General features: G+C 52.7%; 25 protein-coding genes, 1 pseudogene and 1 other annotated feature. Of the genes and pseudogenes, 17 read left to right on the plus strand and 9 right to left on the minus strand.

All coding sequences use genetic code 11. The features are described from left to right. Positions 1 to 208: 208 nt before the first annotated feature. On the minus strand, positions 209 to 1,126 hold the full coding sequence (locus tag KTH07_RS10250; protein ID WP_032619573.1) for a helix-turn-helix domain-containing protein: 918 nt from the start codon (positions 1,124 to 1,126) through the stop codon (positions 209 to 211). Positions 1,127 to 2,996: 1,870 nt separating this feature from the next. Here KTH07_RS10250 and KTH07_RS10255 point away from each other — a divergent pair. The 3 genes and pseudogenes from KTH07_RS10255 to wcaA all read left to right on the plus strand — a co-directional run bounded on the left by KTH07_RS10255 (position 2,997) and on the right by wcaA (position 4,981). Then, positions 2,997 to 3,575, plus strand: a complete 579-nt coding sequence (locus KTH07_RS10255; RefSeq protein ID WP_032619571.1) for a tyrosine-type recombinase/integrase — start codon at positions 2,997 to 2,999, stop codon at positions 3,573 to 3,575. Between the two features lie 305 nt (positions 3,576 to 3,880). Next, positions 3,881 to 4,033, plus strand: a pseudogene (locus tag KTH07_RS23480) (pentapeptide repeat-containing protein); the annotation flags it as partial. Between the two features lie 123 nt (positions 4,034 to 4,156). Further along, complete coding sequence (gene wcaA, locus KTH07_RS10260; RefSeq protein WP_044489111.1) at positions 4,157 to 4,981, plus strand: colanic acid biosynthesis glycosyltransferase WcaA; 825 nt, start codon at positions 4,157 to 4,159, stop codon at positions 4,979 to 4,981. Positions 4,982 to 5,370: 389 nt separating this feature from the next. Here the strand turns inward: wcaA and KTH07_RS10265 are convergent, their stop codons facing one another. Together KTH07_RS10265 and rnm are read right to left on the minus strand one after the other, a co-directional pair. Continuing rightward, entirely contained in the window at positions 5,371 to 5,991 is a 621-nt protein-coding gene (locus KTH07_RS10265) for an L-threonylcarbamoyladenylate synthase (protein ID WP_003856793.1), read from the minus strand. Continuing rightward, the gene (rnm, locus tag KTH07_RS10270) at positions 5,988 to 6,881 is read right to left on the minus strand and encodes an RNase AM (RefSeq protein ID WP_023303837.1); all 894 of its coding nucleotides are present in this window, start codon (positions 6,879 to 6,881) and stop codon (positions 5,988 to 5,990) included. Before rnm ends, KTH07_RS10265 begins: the two co-directional genes overlap by 4 nt. Before the next feature lie 127 nt (positions 6,882 to 7,008). On the opposite strand from rnm, the gene trpL reads away from it, so the two are divergent. The 8 genes from trpL to yedF all read left to right on the plus strand — a co-directional run bounded on the left by trpL (position 7,009) and on the right by yedF (position 15,296). Further along, a complete protein-coding gene (gene trpL / locus KTH07_RS10275; protein ID WP_071524153.1) occupies positions 7,009 to 7,053 on the plus strand; it encodes a trp operon leader peptide in 45 nt (14 codons plus the stop codon). After that, positions 7,030 to 7,124: a sequence feature (Trp leader region), on the plus strand. Its footprint overlaps the gene before it by 24 nt. A 23-nt stretch (positions 7,125 to 7,147) precedes the next feature. Next, positions 7,148 to 8,710 carry an anthranilate synthase component 1 gene (locus KTH07_RS10280; protein WP_015570383.1) on the plus strand — a complete coding sequence of 521 codons (1,563 nt, stop codon included), beginning with the start codon at positions 7,148 to 7,150 and terminating at the stop codon, positions 8,708 to 8,710. Continuing rightward, a complete protein-coding gene (gene trpD, locus KTH07_RS10285; protein WP_017384223.1) occupies positions 8,710 to 10,305 on the plus strand; it encodes a bifunctional anthranilate synthase glutamate amidotransferase component TrpG/anthranilate phosphoribosyltransferase TrpD in 1,596 nt (531 codons plus the stop codon). The genes KTH07_RS10280 and trpD overlap by 1 nt, the downstream gene beginning before the upstream one ends. 3 nt (positions 10,306 to 10,308) lie before the next feature. Beyond that, positions 10,309 to 11,667 carry a bifunctional indole-3-glycerol-phosphate synthase TrpC/phosphoribosylanthranilate isomerase TrpF gene (trpCF, locus tag KTH07_RS10290; protein WP_023303838.1) on the plus strand — a complete coding sequence of 453 codons (1,359 nt, stop codon included), beginning with the start codon at positions 10,309 to 10,311 and terminating at the stop codon, positions 11,665 to 11,667. A gap of 10 nt (positions 11,668 to 11,677) precedes the next feature. Next, positions 11,678 to 12,871, plus strand: coding sequence for a tryptophan synthase subunit beta (gene trpB / locus KTH07_RS10295; protein WP_003856780.1), 1,194 nt, complete (start codon positions 11,678 to 11,680; stop codon positions 12,869 to 12,871). Further along, positions 12,871 to 13,680, plus strand: a complete 810-nt coding sequence (gene trpA, locus KTH07_RS10300) for a tryptophan synthase subunit alpha (RefSeq protein WP_015570379.1) — start codon at positions 12,871 to 12,873, stop codon at positions 13,678 to 13,680. Before trpB ends, trpA begins: the two co-directional genes overlap by 1 nt. Positions 13,681 to 13,854: 174 nt before the next feature. Next, complete coding sequence (gene yedE / locus KTH07_RS10305; RefSeq protein WP_032619570.1) at positions 13,855 to 15,066, plus strand: selenium metabolism membrane protein YedE/FdhT; 1,212 nt, start codon at positions 13,855 to 13,857, stop codon at positions 15,064 to 15,066. After that, positions 15,063 to 15,296 (plus strand): sulfurtransferase-like selenium metabolism protein YedF, encoded by a 234-nt coding sequence (yedF, locus tag KTH07_RS10310; RefSeq protein WP_003856774.1) that lies wholly within the window; start codon positions 15,063 to 15,065, stop codon positions 15,294 to 15,296. Before yedE ends, yedF begins: the two co-directional genes overlap by 4 nt. Positions 15,297 to 15,582: 286 nt before the next feature. On the opposite strand, the gene ompW is transcribed toward yedF, so the two are convergent. Beyond that, the gene (gene ompW / locus KTH07_RS10315) at positions 15,583 to 16,215 is read right to left on the minus strand and encodes an outer membrane protein OmpW (protein ID WP_023303840.1); all 633 of its coding nucleotides are present in this window, start codon (positions 16,213 to 16,215) and stop codon (positions 15,583 to 15,585) included. Positions 16,216 to 16,497: 282 nt separating this feature from the next. On the opposite strand from ompW, the gene KTH07_RS10320 reads away from it, so the two are divergent. The 5 genes from KTH07_RS10320 (at position 16,498) to yciA (ending at position 21,085) form a co-directional block, all read left to right on the plus strand. Beyond that, on the plus strand, positions 16,498 to 16,902 hold the full coding sequence (locus KTH07_RS10320) for a YkgJ family cysteine cluster protein (RefSeq protein WP_017384228.1): 405 nt from the start codon (positions 16,498 to 16,500) through the stop codon (positions 16,900 to 16,902). Between the two features lie 25 nt (positions 16,903 to 16,927). Continuing rightward, entirely contained in the window at positions 16,928 to 17,671 is a 744-nt protein-coding gene (locus KTH07_RS10325) for a YciC family protein (protein ID WP_015570376.1), read from the plus strand. Positions 17,672 to 17,684: 13 nt separating this feature from the next. Further along, entirely contained in the window at positions 17,685 to 18,224 is a 540-nt protein-coding gene (locus tag KTH07_RS10330; protein WP_003856762.1) for a septation protein A, read from the plus strand. A 180-nt stretch (positions 18,225 to 18,404) separates the two neighbouring features. Continuing rightward, entirely contained in the window at positions 18,405 to 20,591 is a 2,187-nt protein-coding gene (locus KTH07_RS10335) for a TonB-dependent siderophore receptor (RefSeq protein WP_023303841.1), read from the plus strand. A gap of 98 nt (positions 20,592 to 20,689) precedes the next feature. Continuing rightward, complete coding sequence (gene yciA / locus KTH07_RS10340; RefSeq protein WP_003856759.1) at positions 20,690 to 21,085, plus strand: acyl-CoA thioester hydrolase YciA; 396 nt, start codon at positions 20,690 to 20,692, stop codon at positions 21,083 to 21,085. A 37-nt stretch (positions 21,086 to 21,122) separates the two neighbouring features. Here the strand turns inward: yciA and tonB are convergent, their stop codons facing one another. After that, on the minus strand, positions 21,123 to 21,845 hold the full coding sequence (tonB, locus tag KTH07_RS10345; protein ID WP_032619568.1) for a TonB system transport protein TonB: 723 nt from the start codon (positions 21,843 to 21,845) through the stop codon (positions 21,123 to 21,125). A gap of 221 nt (positions 21,846 to 22,066) precedes the next feature. Here tonB and KTH07_RS10350 point away from each other — a divergent pair, with 221 nt between their 5' ends. Beyond that, on the plus strand, positions 22,067 to 22,363 hold the full coding sequence (locus KTH07_RS10350; RefSeq protein WP_003856755.1) for a YciI family protein: 297 nt from the start codon (positions 22,067 to 22,069) through the stop codon (positions 22,361 to 22,363). Positions 22,364 to 22,396: 33 nt separating this feature from the next. Here KTH07_RS10350 and leuE read toward each other — a convergent pair whose 3' ends face one another. The 4 genes from leuE to KTH07_RS10370 form a co-directional block, all read right to left on the minus strand. Beyond that, entirely contained in the window at positions 22,397 to 23,032 is a 636-nt protein-coding gene (leuE, locus tag KTH07_RS10355; RefSeq protein WP_006810877.1) for a leucine efflux protein LeuE, read from the minus strand. Positions 23,033 to 23,099: 67 nt separating this feature from the next. Beyond that, positions 23,100 to 23,510: an Exc2 family lipoprotein gene (locus KTH07_RS10360; RefSeq protein ID WP_032619566.1), complete on the minus strand. Its 411-nt coding sequence runs from the start codon at positions 23,508 to 23,510 to the stop codon at positions 23,100 to 23,102. Positions 23,511 to 23,521: 11 nt separating this feature from the next. After that, positions 23,522 to 23,650 (minus strand): KPN_01571 family protein, encoded by a 129-nt coding sequence (locus KTH07_RS23605; protein ID WP_208985927.1) that lies wholly within the window; start codon positions 23,648 to 23,650, stop codon positions 23,522 to 23,524. Positions 23,651 to 23,768: 118 nt separating this feature from the next. Then, positions 23,769 to 23,942: a YciY family protein gene (locus tag KTH07_RS10370; RefSeq protein ID WP_017384232.1), complete on the minus strand. Its 174-nt coding sequence runs from the start codon at positions 23,940 to 23,942 to the stop codon at positions 23,769 to 23,771. Positions 23,943 to 24,051 lie beyond the last annotated feature (109 nt).

The raw sequence follows: 24,051 nt of genomic DNA on the forward strand, positions 1-24,051 counted from the left end.
ATGGCGATCACTTTGGCATCGCGAAGAAGGGATAGCCAATATCTGATCCCGCTTTCCGAGTATCCCAGGGCAGATGCCAGAGTTTTGACGCTGGAAGGGAAGGTTCCATTCTCTCGATGTAGGCTTGCAAGGTGGTTATAGATTCGTCTGCATACATCTTTACAGCCAAGTTGAAAGTTTGTATCTTCGTTCAATAGGTAAAGGTTGTTCAATAAATTCTCCTTGTTTTCTTCGTGGTTTCTCTTAATAAGGTTTGGTATTGAGCTGGAGTAAATAACTCACGGATGAAATCACCCTCTGCTGTCGCCGGATTCAATAATCCATTCAATGTCTGATTTTCTGCTGCAAGCCTTACTCCTTCGCCGTGGGCGTTATCGTAGAGCGAGATCTCTGCATACCATTCATTAGAATAAGGCTGATTGGCCTTATAACCGTTTTCAATGTGCCAGGCATCATAAGCAGCCATTGCCGCCGCCGTGAGCGTGTCGAGCACCTCAGAGCGTTTTACTGGGCGTTTACGTTCCAAGATTGGGAAGCCCTGCAAATGTCCAGATAAGTAGCGGTTAGCTAAATCACCTTTCCAGACAAACGAAGGATTAACCCATACCTTTAATACGCCTTTCTGGTGTTCAGCTTTATCAACCTTGATGTACTTTTTACGCTCAAGACCGGATAAAACACGGTTGAGGTGATCCGGTGTGGTGTTCAGTATTGCGCACAGTTCCGCGCGTGTTAAAAATGCCAAGTTTCGCCTGTCAACTTCGTTACATAATGCAAATACTTTCGTGAAATCGGGCTTGCTTAATACGTCTGCAAACTCCTTGATCCCGTTATAGGCTGCTTTGACTGGAAGGTCGCCCAGCTTATTGGAGTATTCACGGTGTGCCTGTTTTGATCTGGCTGTGTCTGCTGTCGAGTAGCTCAAATGCAGATCCTGAACAATGCCACCATCCAGCAAATACTCTGTATAGTCGTAGCGAAGAATTTCACCAGTATCCATATCGACAACGTACAGAACATTATCAATAACGGTGAGTTGATGAGATTGTCTGGAAAATGCTGAAAGCGGGTGATCGTGTTGCGGGGTGTCTCTGTAAAAATAACCGTCTTCGTATGCCTGAATCAATGTTCCTCCTTAGTTATTGCTCCCCTTTCGGTGCTGGTCATAACGGGCGAGAGCGTCAGCGAACATTTCCATTCGGTCTGTGTACCCTCTCGATTGTGCTGCTTGCTTGGATGCGTAAATAACGTGGCGTTTCACTTCGCCGCTCACCAGATCATTAAAAACCTGGTCACTGCTGAAATACTTCAATACCGGCCTCCTTCGGATTTTGGATGCAAAAAGCCCCAGGCAGTTACCCCGCCCAGGGCTGAAAAGTTCAGAAGGTTTTCTCCCCTTCATACTTACCATAATACACTATTTCACTAACGTTTGTCAATACCCAAACGATGATTTCTTGGAATATTTCTGATCATTTTCAATGTGTTGCATTTTTGCTTTGCGATTAGTGCTCTTTATAAACGAAATAAACAATAGAAGTCAATCTATTTTTGTGGTAGAAATTGCCACCAGAGAAGACAGCCATGCCTTCCATTCACGAACACCATCTCGCCATTTCTTGAGAAAAAAAGTGAAAAATGGCGATTTTCACCCTATTTTTTCCTTTAAATACAGTCACCTATCAAATCCGCTATAATAGTAGAGAGATTCTCTCTGCACTGAAGTGCATCAGCACGAGACAATCAGTGATGATTGGATTGGGGTGTTTGCACGTATGGTAATGTCATAGCTACCTTGCACCAGATAAACAGACAGCCTAAGGATTTAGGGTGGTTGTTTGGTTGGTGGTTAATCAAGATCGGTGGATGACATTAAGCAGGAATGCCATTGGATCATTGTGGAGTGTTGTTAATGGCGGCGTAGTCGCTGGATGGCATTAAGCAAAGTTTGGGCGGTAGTAGCCCAAGAGATAGAAAACCAATTAACTAACCTTAAGTTAGTTGGGTTTAATGGGTTTCTGTTTGGGAGCGTAGCGAGCATAACAAGCATCTGCACAGGAGAAGCACCTTTGATGAAGGTAACTTGTCAAAAATGATCTCTCCTGTATGGCTATCTTTCATGCGCGGCGTGAGCCTGGCACCAAGGCCAGCGCATAATAGTATGGTTCCGGCGCTTCGCGTCGATTACCGATCAGACCTTCACCCAACGGTAGATCGTCGCCCTGCTCACTCCGAATCGCACATGCAACAATCCTAAGAACAGCCAGAGGCAAATCTTAGATTATCCCTATCAAATCACTACATTAATATCGTCAAAACCTTTCATAAATGACAGGTAAAGAATTGGTGTAGATGTAAGCCAAAGTGAACATCTTACTTTCATTGTAAGAATGACCCACTTAGCTAAACCGTTGTGTAGCGTGGGATACGCCGCTGTTTGTCATGAAAAACCACTTTGCACGCGTGCCGGATTTGTTGAACGAGTTTCTCATTTTATTGTTATAAAGTAACAATTCGCTTTTTTCCATGCTGAAACCCGCCATTTAGTTAGCATTCTAATTGTTTCTTAATGCAATCAATTCAGATGAGAATCATTATCATCTATCGTGCAATTTCGCCCCGCGTCGATACACTTTCGTAAAGTGTATTTTGTAACTATTTGATTTTATTCAATCAGTACACTTTTCCATCACTTCGCCGTGCAAACAGGGGTAACTCCCCGTCATCGAAAATAAATTTCTTGACATAACCACCGTTTCATGAATCATTGGCTAAATTGAATTTATTGTTAATTTTCAATCTGTTACAGATATTCGGTGCTGACGGACAGCAGAATTGGGGCGGCCTTGATCACGCCGTTAAGCAACTCAAGCAACCGCGCACACATTTTGATCATTTTGTGCTCTTCTTAAACATACGTATCGTACAACCTGTTGAAAATGATCAATTTCTGATCAATGATGTTTTCACCGAAACGAACATAAGGAGGGGTAAAGATGAAAGGTATTAGTCAGGCGCTAAAGAGTGCAGACGAAGTTAAGGCAGTAGCAGCAGAGCTACAGCGCAACGCCAGAAGCAACCTGTTTTATTGCTTGTGGGTGTTTATGTATGAAAGCGGTCTACGTATCTCTGATGTGCTCAAACTCCGGTACGAAGATGTAGAAGGGCAATCTCACCTTAAGGTGAAGCAGGAGAAAACCGGAAACGTAGTGAGGCCAAAGGTGACAGCCGCGATGCTGTCAGCCGTAGCGCAACGTAAGGCAGAGCAAGCCGATTTGCCAGTGAAGACGGATTTCATCTTTAGCAAGGGCGATCTACGTAGTAAAGGCAACGCAGTAACCCGTAACACGGTATTCACTGAATTTGGGAAGATGGGACGTAGAGCCGGATTCTCTAACGTGGGCTGCCATACGCCGCGAAAAAGTCGGGGGCGAATCCTATTCGAAAATGGAGTAGCTATTGAAACTATCGCCCATTTCCTGGGGCAGACAGATCCACGTTCAACCATGTATTACATCGGGTACGGTCAGGACGTGCAGGACGATTTAACAGAGGAGTTTTCTTTAGAATGGTGATCACCATGAAAAGTTTGAATGTGCTGACGTTGGCAGTTTTGCCATCCTTGGCGAACGCCAGACGACTATAAACAAATGTTACATAACGTCAGTTTGTCTTTGGGAATATTTCTGAAAATGAATGGGTACAATTGCAGAATGATATGGGGAGTGATTAACTGCAAGCCTAATTTATTATCGATACTCACAGTAAGCTGAACATGAACAGCAAAAATAGAATTCAAAAAAAACTGCTGAAATATCATCACATTGACCTTAAGAACCCTCGTCACCAGTCGGATCTGGCAGGTTCGGACCTGCGGTTTATGGATCTTAGGAGGTTTAACTTGCGTAATATTAATTTATCGGGTTGCGATCTTTCGTTCAGCGATCTTCGGGGAGCCGATTTCTCATATGCCTCTCTGAAAGGGGCAAATCTCAGCCACTGTAAAACGGAAGGGGCGATTTTCAGTCACGCGAACTGTACCGGAGTGGACTTTTCAGGGAGCGACATACAAAAAGCTACTTTTACTGGGGCACTGACAGAGCGTGTGGATATTAGCAGCGACACGCTTTCATCCCGACCGCTCATCTCCGTCTATATGCCTACCTGGAACCGTGAAACACTGACGATCAGGGCTATACAATCAGTATTGAAACAGGATTATACACACTGGGAACTCATTATTATCGATGATTTCTCATCGTCATTTGATAAACTTCAGACTTATATCGCCGATCTGAATGACCCGCGCATTACCTACATCCGCAATGAATTTAATTCCGGAGCCTGTGCCGTCCGGAATCAGGCGATACGAATGGCCAAGGGATATCTGATAACGGGTCTGGATGATGATGATGAATGGCTGCCGACACGCCTGTCCTCCTTTCTTGCCTGCCAACATAAACTTCAACAGCACAGCTTCTTATACGCTGATGATTACCTTTGCGACAGCACCGGATACAAGCACCTTAATGAATTACAGGTTTACCCTAAACCTCCCTATAAAAAGAACCTGTTTGATAAGCGGAATATTATCGGCAACCAGATGCTTACTTTAACCAGCCGGATGCAGCAGGTTCTGTTTGATGAACACCTGACCGCCGCTCAGGATTATGATGCATTCTACCGGTTGGCTGAAACCTATGGCGATCCTTTCAAACTGGACGTGATAACTCAGGTGCTATATGTCAATCACGGTGAGGTCCGCATCACCTGCTCAGGACGTAAGTTTTCAGGTTATCTGGATTTTTACCGGAAGCACAAAGCAAAATTAGACGTATCGAGTAAAAAATATCAGCTTTTCACCCTGTACTACATTCGCAACAAAAGGATGCGACCACAAACGCTAATGAATCTGATGACATTACGCAATCTGAAACGCTATTTGATGATGTATTCCAGCTTCCGGAACAGGAAGTTCTAACACGTGCATATGATGAGAGGATAATTACAGTTAGGTATTGTTCCAGATGGGATAGTCTTCGCGTTTACTATCAAGCATCATTTCGACAAATGAGCGTTGTCTTTGAGCGAGAGAATCGATGAGGCTTTCCAATTTGTCGTATTAATACCAAGTAAGGAACAGTACCAACGAAGACAGGAATGGTAGGGAAACGTGTACATACATGATGAGAGTCGAGATGTAGCTAATGGCTGTCACACAAGCTGGTAATAACCATTAACCGAGACACATTAACTAATTGATTGCAAAAGATTTAATATTTATCTTGTGCGCCTTCACAGGCGTCGAATCAGGTCAAAAACAGGGCGGCGCCCTGCTTTGATGGCCGCGTAGTATATCTGCTTACACCCTTACAAGAAAGGCTTAACATCGCCCACGCCTTCACGAATCACTTCTGGCGCGTCTTCGGTGAGATCCACCACGGTGGTCGGCTGCTGGCCAAGATAGCCGCCATGAATAATCAGCTCCACCACCTTCTCCAGACGATCTTTGATCTCTTCCGGGTCGGACTCGGTAAACTCACTGCCCGGCAGCATCAGCGATGTGGAGAGCATCGGCTCGCCGAGGGTTTCCAGTAGCGCCTGGGCAATCGGGTTCGACGGCACGCGCATGCCGATGGTTTTACGTTTTTCCTGCAACAGACGACGCGGCACCTCTTTTGTCCCCTTCAGAATGAAGGTGTAGTTACCCGGCGTGTTGTTTTTAATCAGACGAAAGGCCACGTTATCAACATAAGCATAGGTCGACAGCTCAGAGAGATCGCGACACATCAGGGTGAAGTTGTGGCCATCCGGCAGCTGGCGGATGCGACAGATGCGCTCCATCGCCCCTTTATCCTCAATTTTACAGCCCAGCGCGTAGCCAGAATCGGTTGGGTAGACAATAACGCCGCCTTTGCGGACGATCTCCACGGCCTGATTAATCAGACGTGGCTGGGGGTTATCCGGATGGATATAAAAAAACTGACTCATACTTCCCTCTCTTCAATTTGCTGTGGCTGTTCCCAGAGCTGCCAGACAGGCTCAACGCCCGCGGGTAACCAGAGCTTGCGCCCCAATTCAATCCACGCGCAGGGCTGATGGAAATCTGAACCCTGTGACCCAAGCAGACCAAACTGACGGGCGTAGGTCGCGAGCTGCGAACGCTCATTGGGTGCCTGCTGACACTGGGCAACTTCCATCGCCTCACCGCCGCATTCGGCAAAGTGTGCCAGCAGTCTTTTCAGCCATTTAGCAGAAAGATTATACCGCCCCGGATGGGCCAGCACGGCCTTACCGCCAGAATGATGAATCACATCAATAGCTTGTTTTATTGTACACCACTGTGGGGGAACGTATCCGGTTTTCCCGCGCGCCAGATACTTTTTAAAGACATTCGCCATGGTCGTCGCCTTACCGGCGTCCACAAGAAAACGGGCGAAATGGCCGCGCGTCACCGCCCCACCGTTCGCCAGCGTTCGCGCGCCTTCCAGCGCGCCGGGAATATGCGCTTTTTCCAGACGTTCGCCAATCATCTCCGCGCGTTGATTGCGGCGTGTTTTTTGTTCTTGCAAAAAAGCACGCATGGCCGGATGTTCTGTATCGATATTCAGGCCAACGATATGAATTTCGTGGTTTTCCCAGACCGTCGAGATCTCAACCCCGGCCACCAGATCCAGCGCCAGTCCGCTGCGGGCAATCTCGGCGCGCGCGGCAGGAATGCCGTCAGTGGTATCGTGATCGGTTATTGCCAGCGTGCCGACACGCATTTCAACGGCGCGATGGACCAGAGCTTCGGGTGTCAGCAGGCCATCTGAAGCCTGCGTATGGCTGTGTAAATCATAAATTACGGCGTAGGTGGTATCGCTCAAAGCACTTCCCATAACAGGTTGGAGACATCCGAAGCCCCTATGATACCGACTAACCGTGAAATACTGAAATCAGGGGTTGACAACACGCCATCGAACTAGTTAACTAGTACGCAAGTTCACACGAGAAAGGTATCTGAAAATGACAGCACATTTCGCTCTGCACGGTTGGTGGCGTACTTCCTGATCTTCGGGCAGTGTCACGCGTCTGCGAAATGCAAACAGATACCCGGCCCGCTACCCAGCGGGCTTTTTTTTGAACAGAATATGAGAACAACAACATGCAAACAGCCAAACCTCATCTCGAACTGCTGACCTGCGAGGCGGCCTATCGCCATAACCCTACCGCGCTGTTTCATCAGGTGTGCGGCGCACGTCCCGCGACGCTGCTGCTGGAGTCAGCTGATATCGACAGTAAGGACGACCTCAAAAGCCTGCTGCTGGTTGACAGCGCGCTGCGCATTACCGCGTTAGGTGACACCGTCACTATCAGGGCGTTGTCTGACAATGGCGCGTCGCTCCTGCCGCTGCTGGATGCGGCGCTGCCTTCAGGCATTGAAAATGAACGCCACCCGGACCTGCGTATTCTGCATTTCCCGCCGGTGAGCCAGCTGCTGGATGAGGATGCCCGCCTCTGCTCGCTCTCCGTTTTTGACGCCTTTCGCCTGCTGCAAAATCTGGTGGCCGTGCCGGAAGTTGAGCGCGAAGCAATGTTTTTTGGCGGGCTGTTTGCTTACGACCTGGTTGCTGGCTTTGAAGATTTACCGGAAACCGAGCAGGGAAACCGCTGCCCGGACTACTGTTTCTACCTGGCCGAAACCCTGCTGGTGATCGACCATCAGAAAAAATATACCCGCATCCAGGCCAGCCTTTTCACTCCGTCTGAGTCTGAGAAAAATCGCCTCGCGCAGCGCATCGCCCAACTGCAACAGCAGATGTCAGAAGCACCGCCCGCGCTCCCGGTGCAGCGTGTTGAAAAGATGACCTGCGAGGTGAGTCAGACCGACGATCAGTACGGCGCGGTGGTACGTCAGATGCAAAAAGCGATTCGTGCCGGGGAGATTTTCCAGGTAGTGCCGTCCCGTCGCTTCTCACTGCCCTGCCCGTCGCCGCTGGCGGCTTACGATGTGCTGAAAAAGAGCAACCCAAGCCCGTACATGTTCTTTATGCAGGACAATGATTTCACCCTGTTTGGCGCGTCGCCGGAAAGCTCCCTCAAGTACGACGCCACCAGCCGCCAGATTGAGATCTACCCGATAGCGGGAACCCGTCCACGCGGCCGTCGTGCCGATGGCTCCCTGGACCGCGATCTCGACAGCCGCATCGAACTGGAAATGCGTACCGACCATAAAGAGCTCTCCGAACACCTGATGCTGGTTGACCTGGCGCGTAACGATCTGGCACGTATTTGCACCCCAGGCAGCCGCTACGTGGCGGACCTGACCAAAGTCGACCGCTACTCCTTCGTCATGCACCTGGTATCCCGCGTGGTGGGTGAACTGCGCCACGACCTCGACGTTCTGCATGCCTACCGCGCCTGCATGAACATGGGCACCCTGAGCGGCGCGCCGAAAGTCCGCGCCATGCAGCTGATCGCCGAAGCGGAAGGACGCCGTCGCGGCAGCTACGGTGGTGCCGTGGGCTATTTCACCGCTCACGGTGACCTTGATACCTGCATCGTGATCCGCTCCGCCTACGTTGAGGACGGCATTGCCACCGTCCAGGCCGGGGCCGGAATTGTGCTGGATTCTGTTCCGCAGTCGGAAGCCGACGAAACCCGCAGTAAAGCGCGCGCGGTACTGCGCGCCATTGCTACCGCACACCATGCACAGGAGATTTTCTGATGGCTGACATTCTGCTGCTCGATAATATCGACTCCTTTACCTACAACCTGGCAGATCAGCTGCGTGCGAATGGTCACAATGTCGTTATCTATCGCAACCACGTTCCGGCCCAGACGCTAATTGACCGTCTGGCGACCATGCAAAACCCGGTGCTGATGCTCTCCCCGGGCCCAGGCGCACCGAGCGAAGCAGGCTGTATGCCTGAGCTGTTGACCCGTATGCGCGGCAAGCTGCCGATTATCGGCATCTGCCTCGGCCACCAGGCGATTGTCGAAGCCTACGGCGGTTACGTGGGTCAGGCGGGGGAGATCCTCCATGGTAAAGCGTCAAGTATTGAACATGACGGTCAGGCGATGTTTGCCGGTCTGCCGAACCCGCTTCCGGTAGCGCGTTACCACTCGCTGGTCGGCAGCAACATTCCGGCCGGGCTGACCATTAACGCCTCGTTTGAAGGGATGGTGATGGCGGTGCGTCACGATGCGGATCGCGTCTGCGGGATGCAGTTCCACCCGGAATCTATCCTGACGTCCAACGGCGCGCGTCTGCTGGAGCAAACGCTCGACTGGGCGCTACAAAAGCTGGAGCAGACCAACACCCTGCAACCGATTCTGGAAAAACTGTATCAGGCTCAGACCCTGAGCCAGCAGGAGAGCCATCAGCTGTTCTCCGCCGTCGTGCGCGGCGAGCTGAAGCCTGAGCAGCTGGCCGCTGCGCTGGTGAGCATGAAGGTACGTGGCGAAAGCCCGCAGGAGATCGCCGGCGCGGCAACCGCGCTGCTGGAAAATGCCGCCCCGTTCCCGCGCCCGGACTATCCGTTTGCCGATATTGTCGGGACCGGTGGCGACGGCAGTAACAGTATCAATATTTCCACCGCCAGCGCCTTTGTGGCCGCGGCATGCGGTCTGAAGGTGGCGAAACACGGCAACCGCAGCGTGTCCAGCCGTTCAGGATCGTCCGACCTGCTGGCGGCTTTCGGTATCAACCTGGACATGAACGCCGAGCGTTCCCGTGAAGCGCTGGATGACCTGGGCGTCTGTTTCCTGTTCGCGCCGAAGTATCACACCGGTTTCCGCCACGCGATGCCGGTTCGCCAGCAGCTCAAAACCCGTACGCTGTTTAACGTGCTCGGTCCACTCATTAACCCGGCGCACCCGCCGCTGGCGCTGATTGGCGTTTACAGCCCGGAACTGGTCCTGCCGATTGCGGAGACGCTGCGCGTCCTCGGTTACCAACGCGCCGCCGTGGTACACAGCGGCGGGATGGATGAAGTTTCCCTGCATGCGCCCACGCTGGTGGCGGAACTGAATAACGGCGAAGTGCTGAACTATCAGCTTGAGGCCGCTGACTTCGGGTTGACCCCGTACCATCAGGACGCCCTGGCGGGCGGCACGCCGGAAGAAAACCGTGACATTCTCACGCGCTTATTACAAGGTAAAGGTGAGGCCGCCCATGAGGCCGCCGTGGCGGCCAACGTAGCCATGCTGATGCGTTTACATGGCGAGGAAGATCTGAAAGCCAACGCCCAAAAAGTTCTGGACGTACTGCGCTCCGGTGCAGCTTACGATCGCGTTACCGCACTTGCGGCAAGAGGGTAAATAATGCAGACCGTTTTAGCGAAAATCGTCGCCGATAAGGCCATCTGGGTGGAAGCCCGTAAGCAACAGCAGCCGCTCGCCAGTTTTCAGAATGACGTCGTTCCGAGCAGCCGTCGTTTTTATGATGCGCTCCAGGGCGCGCGTACCGCGTTTATTCTGGAGTGTAAAAAAGCGTCTCCGTCCAAAGGCGTGATCCGCGACGATTTCGACCCGGCGCGTATTGCCGGTATCTACAAGCATCATGCGTCTGCCATTTCTGTGCTGACGGATGAGAAATATTTCCAGGGCAGCTTCGATTTTCTGCCCGTTGTCAGCGGCATCGCGCCGCAGCCGATTCTGTGCAAAGACTTTATTATCGACCCGTATCAGATCTGGCTGGCGCGCTTTTACCAGGCAGATGCCTGCCTGCTGATGCTCTCCGTTCTGGATGACGAGCAGTATCGCCAGCTCTCCGCCGTCGCGCACAGCCTGAATATGGGCGTGCTGACCGAAGTGAGCAACGAAGAGGAGCTGGAGCGCGCCATCGCGCTGGAAGCCAAAGTGGTCGGCATTAACAACCGCGACCTGCGCGACCTGTCGATTGACCTCAACCGTACGCGCCAGCTTGCGCCGCGTCTGGGCGCGGGCGTCACGGTGATCAGCGAATCCGGGATTAACAGCTACGCTCAGGTGCGCGAACTCAGCCACTTTGCCAACGGTTTCCTGATAGGTTCCGCAATGATGGAACACGAAGACCTTAACGCGGCCGTGCGCCGCGTACTGTTGGGTGAGAACAAAGTCTGCGGCCTGACCCGTGAACAGGATGCGCAGGCCGCATATGAAGCGGGCGCAATCTATGGTGGTCTGATCTTTGTTGAGTCCTCTCCTCGCGCAGCAAATGAAGAACAGGCGCGCAAGGTGATGGCGGCTGCGCCACTGAGCTACGTGGGCGTGTTCCGCAATGCGGATATTAACGAAGTTGCGGCAAAAGCGGACGCGTTATCCCTGAGCGCGATCCAGCTGCACGGCGATGAAGATCAGGCGTACATCGATGCTCTGCGACATGTTCTGGCGCCTCAGGTTCAGATCTGGAAAGCGCAAAGCGTTGGCGCCACCCTGCCCGCGCGTAACCTGAAGCATGTTGATAAATACGTGCTCGACAACGGCCAGGGCGGCACGGGGCAGCGTTTTGACTGGTCACTGCTGCGTGGCGAAGTGCTGGACAATGTCCTGCTGGCGGGGGGATTAAGCCCCGATAACTGTGTGGAAGCGGCCAAAACCGGCTGCGCAGGCCTCGATTTCAATTCAGGCGTAGAGTCCCAACCGGGCATTAAAGACGCCAGCAAGCTGGCATCGGTATTTAAAACTCTGCGTGCATATTAAGGAAGAGAAGATGACGACATTACTTAACCCGTATTTTGGTGAGTTCGGTGGGATGTATGTCCCACAAATCCTGATGCCCGCGCTGCGCCAGCTGGAAGAAGCGTTCGTGAGCGCACAGAAAGATCCGGCGTTTCAGGCGGAGTTTACCGACCTGCTGAAAAACTACGCCGGTCGTCCGACGGCGCTGACAAAGTGCCGCAACCTGACCGAAGGCACTAAAACTACGCTGTATCTTAAGCGTGAAGATCTGCTGCACGGTGGCGCGCATAAAACTAACCAGGTGCTTGGCCAGGCGCTGCTCGCGAAGCGGATGGGTAAAACCGAAATCATCGCCGAAACCGGCGCGGGACAGCACGGTGTGGCCTCAGCGCTCGCCAGCGCCCTGCTCGGTCTGAAATGCCGCATTTACATGGGGGCGAAGGACGTTGAGCGCCAGTCGCCAAACGTGTTCCGTATGCGTCTTATGGGGGCGGAAGTGATCCCGGTGCACAGCGGTTCTGCCACGCTGAAAGATGCCTGTAATGAAGCGCTTCGCGACTGGTCTGGCAGCTACGAAACCGCCCACTACATGCTCGGTACCGCCGCGGGCCCGCACCCGTTCCCGACCATCGTGCGTGAATTCCAGCGCATGATCGGCGAAGAGACTAAAGCGCAGATCCTCGAAAAAGAGGGTCGCCTGCCGGATGCGGTGATCGCCTGCGTTGGCGGCGGATCTAACGCCATCGGCATGTTTGCCGATTTTATCGACGAAACCAGCGTTGGGCTGATTGGCGTTGAGCCTGCCGGCCACGGTATTGAAACGGGCGAGCATGGTGCGCCGCTGAAGCATGGCCGCGTGGGGATCTACTTCGGCATGAAGGCCCCGATGATGCAGACCGATGAAGGGCAGATTGAGGAGTCTTACTCGATCTCTGCCGGGCTGGATTTCCCGTCCGTAGGGCCGCAGCACGCGTTCCTGAACAGCACCGGCCGCGCGGATTATGTCTCCATCACCGATGACGAAGCGCTGGAGGCCTTCAAAACGCTGTGCCGCAATGAAGGGATCATCCCGGCGCTGGAGTCTTCCCACGCGCTGGCGCACGCGCTGAAAATGATGAAGGAAAACCCGGAAAAAGAGCAGCTGCTGGTGGTAAACCTTTCCGGTCGCGGTGACAAAGATATCTTCACCGTTCACGATATTCTGAAAGCACGAGGGGAAATCTGATGGAACGCTACGACAACGCATTTGCACAACTGAAAGCTCGCCAGGAAGGCGCCTTCGTTCCCTTCGTGACGCTGGGCGACCCCGGCCCGGAGCAGTCGCTGAAGATTATCGACACCCTGATTGATGCCGGTGCCGACGCGCTGGAGCTCGGTATTCCGTTCTCCGATCCGCTGGCGGATGGCCCGACCATTCAGAACGCAACGCTACGCGCGTTTGCCGCGGGCGTGACGCCGAGCCAGTGCTTTGAAATGCTGGCGGCGATCCGTCAGAAGCACCCGACCATTCCGATCGGCCTGCTGATGTACGCCAATCTGGTGTTCAGCCGCGGTATTGATGCGTTTTACGCAGAGTGCGCCCGCGTGGGCGTTGACTCCGTGCTGGTGGCTGACGTGCCCGTTGAAGAGTCTGCGCCATTCCGTCAGGCGGCAATGCGCCACAACGTCGCGCCGATTTTCATCTGTCCACCGAATGCCGATGACGATCTGTTGCGCCAGATTGCCTCTTACGGACGAGGTTACACCTACCTGCTCTCCCGTGCGGGCGTCACCGGTGCGGAAAACAAAGCCGCGCTGCCGCTGCATCATCTGGTGGAGAAGCTGGCAGAATACCATGCTGCACCGCCGCTTCAGGGCTTTGGCATTTCCTCACCGGATCAGGTTACTGCGGCAATTGACGCGAAAGCCGCCGGAGCCATTTCCGGTTCGGCTATCGTGAAAATCATCGAGAAGAACGTGGATAAGCCAGAGCAGATGCTGGCTGAGTTACACGCATTCGTCACATCCATGAAAGCGGCCACGCGCAAGGCGTAACCGTTAACACCGTCTGGCCCCGGCGTCAGGCGGTTTTCCCTTCTCTCTTCCTGAAAGAAGCAGGTCAAAATTGATCCTGTCGATATTTTCGGTGTGAATGACTTTCCAAACTTTCGCGTAAGCGTATGATCTGGGCTCTTTTTAGCGTTACCCTTCTGAGTTCAGAGGTTATTCATGTCATGGCATTCCTTCAAACAGACTTACCTGGTTAAGTTCTGGTCACCTGTTCCGGCCGTTATCGCGGCAGGCATTCTCTCTACTTATTATTTCGGTATTACCGGCACCTTCTGGGCTGTTACGGGCGAGTTTACCCGCTGGGGTGGGCAGCTATTACAGCTGGCAGGTGTCCATGCCGAAGAGTGGGGCTACTTCAAACTGATCCATCTTGATGGCACACCGCTGACCCGCATCGACGGGATGATGATCATTGGCATGTTCGGCGGCTGTTTTGCGGCCGCGCTGTGGGCCAACAACGTTAAGTTGCGCATGCCGAAAAGCCGCATCCGCATTATGCAGGCCGTGGTCGGCGGCATCATTGCCGGGTTTGGCGCCCGCCTGGCGATGGGCTGTAATCTGGCCGCGTTCTTTACCGGTATTCCGCAGTTCTCGCTGCATGCCTGGTTCTTTGCCGTCGCCACCGCCATCGGCTCCTACTTCGGTGCTAAATTCACCCTGCTGCCGCTGTTCCGCATTCCGGTGAAAATGACGAAAGTTAGCGCTGCCTCTCCGTTAACGCAAAAACCCGATCAGGCGCGTCGTCGCTTCCGCCTCGGTATGCTGGTCTTTTTTGCCATGGTTGCCTGGGCGATTTGCACGGCGATGAATCAGCCAAAACTTGGCCTGGCCATGCTGTTCGGCGTCGGTTTTGGTCTGCTGATTGAACGCGCGCAGATCTGCTTTACCTCCGCGTTTCGCGATATGTGGATCACCGGACGCACCATGATGGCGAAGGCGATCATTGCCGGTATGGCCGTGAGCGCGATCGGCATCTTCAGCTACGTTCAGCTCGGCGTGGAACCGAAAATCATGTGGGCGGGCCCAAATGCCGTCATTGGCGGGCTGCTGTTTGGTTTTGGCATCGTGCTGGCGGGCGGGTGTGAAACCGGCTGGATGTATCGCGCTGTGGAAGGCCAGGTGCATTACTGGTGGGTGGGTCTGGGTAACGTGATTGGCGCTACCATTCTGGCCTACTACTGGGATGACGTCTCTCCGGTACTGGCAACAAACTGGGACAAGGTCAACCTGCTGAAAACCTTTGGTCCACTCGGAGGACTCCTGGTGAACTACGCCCTGCTGCTTATCGCCTTCTTACTGGTTGTTGCACAAGAGAAGCGCTTCTTCCGACGCGCCACCGCCAAAACTGAAACTCAGGAGAATGCCGCATGAAAGAGATCGTGCCTGATTATCGTCTCGATATGGTGGGTGAACCTTGCCCTTACCCGGCCGTCGCCACGCTTGAAGCGCTACCGCAGCTAAAGAAAGGTGAAATTCTGGAAGTGGTGAGCGATTGCCCCCAGTCGATCAATAACATTCCTCTTGATGCCAAAAATCACGGCTATACCGTGCTGGATATCCAGCAGGACGGACCAACCATTCGTTATTTAATTCAGAAGTGACTTCACGATCTAAAAAGGCCTCTCAGAGGCCTTTTCTAGTTTACTGGCTTTGGCCACCGTCGTCGTCTGAGCTTCGGCAGGCATGAATGAATGGTGAGACGTGTTCCGCAAACGGAACAGATAGCACCGTGAGGTAGGCTATGTGCTGGGCTGAACGTCGTGAACTGAAACTGTTTACCTGCACAAACCGGACACTCAAATTTGATGTTGGGGATATCCCCTCCAGCCAGGTGTATGGAACAACCACCATACAGCAATCACCGGCTGACAGGGGATATATCTTCTGTCAGAAACGATAGCCTGCTGAGAACATAAATACCCACGGATCCAGTCGGGTATTGATACTTTGCTGCTGCCCGCCAGCTTTAAAGCGCACGTCCGTATCAATGTCCATATACCAGACCGAGGCGTTGATCAGCCAGTCACGGTTAATCAGATAATCCAGACCAACCTGCCCCGCCATACCCCACGAGTCTTTCAGGCTGAGATCGGAGAGCCCGGCCTTTTTACCGGTATCGTTAAATTTCTCATCAAAGAAGGTGGTGTAGTTAACCCCTGCACCAATATAAGGGCGCACCTTGCTGCTGGAATCGCCGAAGTACCACTGCGCCATCAGCGTTGGTGGCAAATGGTGAACCGTGGCAATGTCCCCGGTCGGTCCTAAACCGACGCGGTGACGGAATGGCGTGGCGGCTAAAAGCTCGACGCCAACGTTATCCGTTGCCATATACGTAAACGTCAGGCCTAACTGGGTGTTATTGCTGACGTTAAACCCGCCCATACCCAGTACATTATCGGACCCTTCCGTTGGACGTACCGTTGCCGAACCGGCACGAATAAAGAATTCGCCTGCTTCATGCGCGTACGCGCCGCCAGAGAGACTGCTTAAGATAAGGGCTGCCACCGCTAATTTTTTCATATCCGCTCCATCGTTGTGGTTTTAATTGCGGAGGAGAATATACTCACAAATGAGTAATAAGTGATCTAACACAGATCACATTAAAACCAGTAAGTTAACATTCATTGATCTAGGTTAATTTTTGGTGACACCTCATAAAGCAATAAGTTGTTACCGCGTCAATTTTTGGCATCTCATGGTTACAAAATTTTCTGTTTTCCCTCTCTTGCGCTTCCTGTAGCGGCTGGATAATTTATCGCTCTCACAATGTGATTTGATGCGTTCTACTTTTGCAGGTGTGCCATGAGTGATCATAACCCGTGCATGACGTGCGGAGCCTGTTGTGCGTATTTTCGAGTCTCTTTCTACTGGGCTGAAGCCAGCGATGGCGGCGGCACCGTTCCGGTTGATCTCACTGAACCCTTAACCCCTTTTCTGCGCTGTATGCGCGGCACCAACCAAAAACAGAGCCGCTGTGTGGCACTGCAAGGTGAGCCTGGGGTATCCACCCGCTGTTCCATTTACGCGGATCGCCCCAGCCCGTGTCGCACTTTCGCGATGTCGGGAGAGGATGGGCAGGTCAATGAGGCATGCAATCGCGCCCGCGCCCGCTATGGATTACCGCCGCTTTACAAAGATATGCTTTTCCATACAAGCCTTGATGCTGCCACCAGCGTGTTATCCGGTGTACAATTGCCGGCTAATTAACACCTGCAATACTCAAGGAGAGTGCATGTCTATCACGGCGAAGTCTGTCTACCGTGACACGGGAAATTTTTTCCGCAATCAGTTCATTACCTTTTTACTGATCGCGTTGTTGTGCGCCTTTATTACGGTGGTGCTGGGTCATGCGTTCTCACCCAGTGATGAACAGATTGCCACGCTGAGCCAGGGGGAAAATCTTGCAGGCAGCGCAGGGTTGTTTGACCTTGTGCAGAATATGACGCCAGAGCAACAGCAAATCTTGCTGCGCGCATCTGCGGCATCTACCTTCTCGGGCCTGATTGGCAACGCCATTCTGGCGGGTGGCGTGTTGCTGATGATCCAGCTGGTGTCTGCCGGCCAACGCGTCAGCGCGTTACGTGCAATCGGGGCCAGCGCTCCGGTGCTGCCAAAACTGTTTATCCTCATCTTCCTGACCACGCTGCTGGTCCAGATGGGGATAATGTTGGTTGTCGTTCCGGGCGTGCTGCTGGCTATCGTGCTTTCATTCGCGCCAGTAATGGTTGTGCAGGACAAAATGGGCATTTTCACCGCCATGCGCAGCAGCATCAGGCTCGCATGGGCCAATATGCGACTGGTCGCCCCGGCCGTTATCAGCTGGCTGCTGGCCAAAACTCTGCTGTTGCTGTTTGCGCCGAATTTTGCGGTGTTAACGCCAAACGTCGGAGCGGTTGTCGCCAATACGCTGAGCAATCTGATTTCAGCCGTGCTGCTGGTCTATTTGTTCCGCCTGTACATGTTAATTCGTCAGTAACTGGGATCGCAGAATGAAGCAGTTTCTTGATTTTTTACCGCTGATCGTATTTTTCGCTTTTTATAAGCTGTACGACATTTATGCCGGTACGCTGGCGCTGATTGTGGCAACGGCTGTGGTGCTGATTTACAGCTGGGTTCGCTATCGCAAAGTTGAAAAGATGGCGCTCATCACCTTCCTGATGGTGGCGGTGTTTGGAGGTCTGACGTTGTTCTTCCACAATGATGAATTTATCAAATGGAAGGTCACGGTGATTTACGGCCTGTTTGCGGGCGCACTCCTCATCAGCCAGTGGGTGATGAAGAAGCCGCTGATCCAGCGCATGCTGGGGAAAGAACTGACCCTGCCGCAGGCTGTGTGGGGGCGTCTGAATATCGCCTGGGCACTATTTTTTATTCTGTGTGGTCTGGCGAATATCTATATCGCATTCTGGCTGCCGCAGAATATCTGGGTCAACTTCAAGGTGTTTGGCCTGACGGCGCTGACTCTTATCTTCACCCTGCTCAGCGGCGTTTATATTTATCGCCACATGCCGCAGGATGACAAGCACTGATCCTTCTGGCCAGATCGCCACGCGGTCTGGCCTCTTTTCCCGCCTTCTCTTTTCTCTACATCCTTCCTGCGAAAATGTCTGAATCATGAAGATTTTATGGAGATTGCTGTCACTTTATTGTAATGAGAATGACTATCATTAATATTCGTCATCGCATTTTTAACAAATGGAAATGAGTTGATGAATAACATAATAAGATTTGCCCCGGCTACACTTACGCTCGCCATTCTTTCAACGCTTTATCAGAGCGCACACGCAGCGGAAGATCCTCTAGCCGATGGTGAAACAATGGTTGTTCAGGCCACCGCTGAAGAGGCGCTGAAGCAACAGCCGGGGGTTTCCATCATCACGGCAAAGGACATAGAAAAGGATCCACCGGTGAACGATCTTTCTGAAATTATTCGCAAAATGCCCGGGGTTAACCTCACCGGAAACAGCGCGACAGGCAGCCGCGGTAACAACCGCCAGATCGACATCCGCGGTATGGGGCCGGAGAACACGCTGATTCTGATTGACGGTGTGCCGGTGACGTCACGTAACTCGGTGCGCTACAGCTGGCGCGGGGAGCGCGACACCCGCGGGGATACCAACTGGGTTCCGCCAGAGATGGTTGAGCGCATTGAAGTGCTCCGGGGACCTGCTGCCGCCCGCTATGGTTCGGGGGCGGCCGGCGGCGTCGTCAACATCATTACCAAACGCCCGACCAACGACTGGCACGGCTCGCTCTCCCTGTACACTAACCAGCCTGAAAATGATAAAGAGGGAGCGACGAAACGCGCTAATTTTGATCTGAGCGGCCCCCTTGCGGGCGATGCGTTAACGATGCGCCTGTACGGGAATATCAACAAAACTGACGCAGATGCTCAGGACATCAACACCGCGCAAAACGGCTCTTACGCCGCCGGGCGTGAAGGCGTGCGCAACAAGGACATTAATGCCCTGCTCTCCTGGAAACTCACGCCACAGCAGATTATCGATTTCGACTACAGCTACAGCCGCCAGGGCAATATCTACGCGGGTGATACTCAATACAGCAACAGCAACGTCAGCCCTGACGGTCTGGTGTCGTCCCTGTATGGACACGAAACGAACCGAATGTACCGCCAGTCTTATGGCATTACGCACAACGGCATCTGGGAGTGGGGTCAGTCTAAGTTCGGTGTTTATTATGAAAAGACCAACAACACCCGCCTGGAAGAAGGCTCTACGGGCAAAGTTGAGGGGATGATCAATAGCGATAAATACGATACCAGCCGGCTGGAGTCATACCGTTCAACGGGTGAACTTAACATGCCTTTCTTCTGGCTGGTCGAACAGACGCTAACCGTGGGTGCAGAATGGAACCGTGATGAACTGAACGATCCGGCCTCAATGCAGGCGACAAATGTGTCGGGAGAAGTGATTAACGGCGTTCCCGGTACGGCTTCTGAGCGCAACAGCAAAAACAGCGCTGACCTCACTGGCATCTATCTTGAGGACAATATTGAAGCGCGCCAGGGCACCAACCTGATCCCAGGGCTCCGCTTTGATTATCACAATCAGTTTGGCAGCAACTGGAGTCCTAGCCTGAACCTCTCTCAGGATTTGGGTGACATGTTCAAGGTTAAAGCGGGTATCGCTCGGGTATTTAAAGCGCCAAACCTGTATCAATCCAGCGAAGGCTATCTGCTTTCCACCCGCGGTAATGGCTGCCCGAACAACGTTTCCGAAGGAAGCTGTTACCTGTTAGGTAACCCGGATCTGGATCCTGAAATCAGCGTGAACAAAGAGATTGGCCTGGCCTTTGCGCTGGAAGGCTACGAGGCTGGCATAACCTGGTTCCGCAACGATTACAAAAACAAGATTGTTTCAGGAACGGATGTACTGGGCCAGACAAGCAGCGGCGCAAATATCCTTCAGTGGCAGAACGGAGGAAAGGCTGTTGTTGAGGGGCTGGAAGGCAACCTCACCGTCCCGGTTATCCGCGACACGCTAACCTGGCGTACCAATGCGACGTATATGATTCAGTCTGAAAGTAAGGACACCGGCAACCCTCTGTCGATTATCCCAAAATATACCGTCAACACGATGCTCGACTGGCAGGTTAACAGCAAACTTTCAGCGAACCTTAGCTGGACGACGTATGGCCGCCAGAAGCCAAGAGAAAATGCTGAAATCCGCAAAGAGCAGAATGCGATGTCAGATAAAGAGATTGGCGCCTATTCCATCGTTGGGATCGGTAGTAACTATCAACTGACAAAAGATCTCCGCCTGAATGCCGGGATCAGCAACCTCTTTGATAAGCAAATTTACCGAGAAAATGACGGTGCATCGACCTATAACGAACCAGGCCGTGCGTATTACGCCGGCGTGACCCTGTCCTTCTGACCCGCTGGCGCCTGCTCTGCGGGCGCTAACCCTATTCTCTCCAGCCAGAAATCATAGTAGCATCCCGCCTGAAGTCTTCAGTTACGAGTTTAAAAACAATGACAACAAATGACGCCCCACAGGGCGAACTGGTTTTACGCACACTGGCAATGCCTGCGGATACGAATGCCAATGGCGATATTTTTGGCGGCTGGTTGATGTCGCAGATGGATATGGGCGGTGCAATCCTGGCAAAAGAGATTGCACACGGGCGCGTGGTGACAGTCCGGGTCGATGGCATGACCTTTCTGCGCCCTGTCGCGGTGGGGGACGTGGTGTGCTGTTACGCACGCTGCGTAAAACGCGGCAATACGTCTGTCTCCATCAACATTGAAGTATGGGTGAAAAAAGTCTCTTCTGAGCCGATTGGTCAGCGCTATAAGGCGACGGAGGCATTATTTATCTATGTGGCGGTGGATAGCGACGGTAAGCCCCGCCAGCTCCCACGGAGCTGATCCTCAGGTAAAAAAAGCCTCCTTGCGGAGGCTTCTTTTATTCCATCTGTGCCCCGCCGTTCAGGCGGAAGACAATGTTCACAATCAACCCATTGCCGGGTTTACCGGCTTCATAGCGCCACCTGCGCATGGCCGATTTAACTTCGCGTTCAAACATATTCGCCGGCTGTGCGGACAGGATTTCCACGTTATCGACACGTCCATCGGCCGTAACGTCGAATTTCACCCGTACACGCCCTTCAATACGTAACGCCTGGGCACGTGCCGGGTACTGCGGCTGGTTACGGCTCAGCGCCCGCGGGCCCGCGGGCGCCGTTACCGTCGGTTTTGTCGCGGTCGTGGTGTTATTCATCAGCGGACGTGACGGGGCGGCATTTTCAACCGGCTGCGTGGCGCGTGGCTCAACCGGACGCACTTCGCGTTTCGGACGCTCTTCCACCTTTTTGACCGGCTTGGGTTTTGGCTTCGGCTTAGGTTTCGGCTCCGGCTTATGGATCACTACCGGCGCTTCTTTCGGCGGTTCAGGAACCGGCTCGGGCTCTGGCTCGGGTTCAACAACGGGCTGTGGCGGCGGCGGCGCAACCTGCGGCGGCTCAAGATCCGCAGGCGATACCATGGTCACAGAAATTGGCTGCGCTGGCGCCGGCATTTCAATAACCTGATGAACCGAGGTATAGAGCAGACCCGCCACGACAGCACCGTGAATAACGACGGAAAGCAGCGTCGGCCATGGAAAGCGGCGAGGTAAATCAAGGGTCATCGAAGTCATAATCATCAACGTTAAAAAACCGAACCTCGATTTTAAATGCAAATAGCAATCATATTCAATAAGACACTTTGTCCTTGCGCAATTTAAGCGTACATGAGGGCAAAAAAGGGGCATCCAGATCAGGGTTTTAACATTGTTATTATCTTTACATTGCAGTCATTTGCGCTTTCACATAACGTAATTGTCACTTTTACCGGTTAAGGAGCTTTGCCGTGCTTTACGTGATTTACGCTGAAGATGTACCTGATTCTCTGGAAAAACGTCTTTCCGTTCGCCCTGCTCATCTGGCGCGTTTACAGTTGCTACAGGATGAAGGTCGGTTGCTGACCGCAGGCCCGATGCCTGCCGTTGACAGCAACGATCCGGGCGCGGCGGGTTTTACCGGCTCCACGGTGATTGCCGAGTTTGAATCTCTGGAAGCCGCGCAGGCCTGGGCAGAAGCAGACCCGTACGTCGCAGCCGGCGTGTACGAGAAAGTCACGGTTCGTCCGTATAAAAAAGTATTCTGAAACGAAAGGCTCCCTCGGGAGCCTTTTCTTCATTCAGTGCAGCGACGCCAGCCTCGCCGCAAATCCGACAAACAGCAGACCTATCAGCCCGTTCCCCAGCTTCGCCAGTTTCTTTTTGGTTTTGAGGTAACGCGTGACAAACGCGCCTGAGAAAATCAGGAAGCTCATGTACATGAAGCTGATCAGCTCAAGCGTTGTGGCGAGGATCAGGAACGACGTGCCGGTATTCTTCGCATTGACATCAATGAACTGCACGAAGAACGACACGTAAAAGAGAATCGCTTTCGGGTTCGTCAGGCTCAGCACCAGCGAACGCTTAAGGATTGCGCTTGCCGGTTCGGCGCTACTTTCGTGCGCATTTTTTTGACGCGTCATAACGGACCAGAGCATTTTTCCGCCCAGCCACAGCAGATAAAACGCGCCCAGATAGCGGACAATATTAAATAAAACCGGAGTGGTCTGGATCAACGCGGCGACGCCCGCCCAGGCCAGAAACATCAGCACGGCATCACCAATAAACACACCGGTGGCTGCCAGATAGCCTTTCTTAACGCCGTGGCCAATCCCTGTTTTAAGCACAAACAAGGTGTTCGGTCCTGGAACCAGCACGATAAAAAATGCGCCGACAACATAGGTCCAGAAATTCAGTACACCAAACTCCGCAAACACGTCTCACTCCTTTCGCTCAAAAACAGCGGGGATACCGGTAATTACGGTATCCCCTGAATCAGTTGCGCTATTGTACGCCGTTATAGCCATCAAGATAAGTCGCGGCCAGTTCGTTACCAAATAATATGGCGTCTTTAGTGTCCATGTCCGAAGACCATTTATCCTTCGCGTTGCCTGCGAACAATTCCTGCGACTTCGCATTTTCTTTTAGCTGATCGCGAATGCTTTGCGCGTATTCACTGGCTTCAGCCTCAGTCCGCCCTTCCGCGCGGTCAGCTTTGCCCCGGGCATAAAGCTCGCGGAACTGCGCCACGTTCAACTGATAATTTTTCTGCACGCTGGAGGTGTAATTGCCGCCAGTAAAGCTGGACTGATGCGACACGAAATAAAACGCGTGCCGTTCGGGTGAGGTTTTGCTGCTGGCACAACCGCTTAATATCGCAATCCCAAAGAGTACTGCCATTACTTTTCCGTTCATCCTTTGTTCCTTTAATAAAGCCAATGTATTCCCCATGCGAAAACATAATCTGCCAATGAGGAAAATGACGAAAGTCCTAAATCTTCCCTGAGCGCATCCAGCGCCAAAAGTACAATAAAAATCCAGAGATAAGGATTCATCTTTTAATATCATGACGTTATGGGGACTTAGTATATCGCGGAAAGCAGATGGGAATAGACTGCAAAAATTGATAGCCTGGATATTTAATGGGCACCTTTACGGTGCCCTTCATGCTTTTCAGATGTCCTGGACCGCGAACAACAGCGCGTTACGGTGTCTGTTCAGGCCACATTTTCTGATGGCGTGGATACGCATATTGCGGCGGGATTGTGCTTCCAGCCAACGAGCCTTACGACGACTCACCTGTCGCAACATGCGCCAGCGCCCAACTTCAGTTCTACTGCGCTTCATGTCTACAACTCTTTCTCTAACAGAGATGCCATTATATGCCTAAGCAGGCGGCAAACCAGCGCTTTTATCTGCCGTTTTTATTTGCCAGATGAATCCTGATGCGTAAACT

Origin of the sequence: Enterobacter cloacae complex sp. ECL72 (assembly GCF_019056635.1) — a bacterium.
Classification (GTDB): Bacteria; Pseudomonadota; Gammaproteobacteria; order Enterobacterales; family Enterobacteriaceae; genus Enterobacter; species Enterobacter hormaechei_C.